1 protein-coding gene is annotated in these 220 nt (G+C 63.6%); it reads right to left on the reverse strand.

Annotated features, from left to right (window positions below):
- Positions 1 to 220, reverse strand: a 220-nt coding sequence (locus tag HEN33_RS26100; RefSeq protein ID WP_183083589.1) for a phage tail fiber C-terminal domain-containing protein, incomplete at both ends; no start/stop codon positions are given.

Consider the following 220-nt stretch of genomic DNA (forward strand, 5'->3'; position numbering starts at 1 on the left):
TCTGTATCCGGGAACCAGCCATTGCTGTTTGTCTCAATAATGTTTCCCGGCCCCATACGGAACCGTATTTGCGTCTCCCCCGGGTCGCCCTTTGGTCCCTGAGGTCCGGTTGCCCCTACCGGGCCAGCCACACCTGTTTCTCCTTTCGGTCCCTGTGGGCCTGCCGGACCAGCATCACCTGCCGGTCCCCGTTCGCCGGTTGCCCCGACAGGGCCGGTGT

Source organism: Escherichia sp. 94.0001 (genome assembly GCF_013369155.2).
GTDB classification, from domain to species: Bacteria; Pseudomonadota; Gammaproteobacteria; order Enterobacterales; family Enterobacteriaceae; genus Escherichia; species Escherichia coli_F.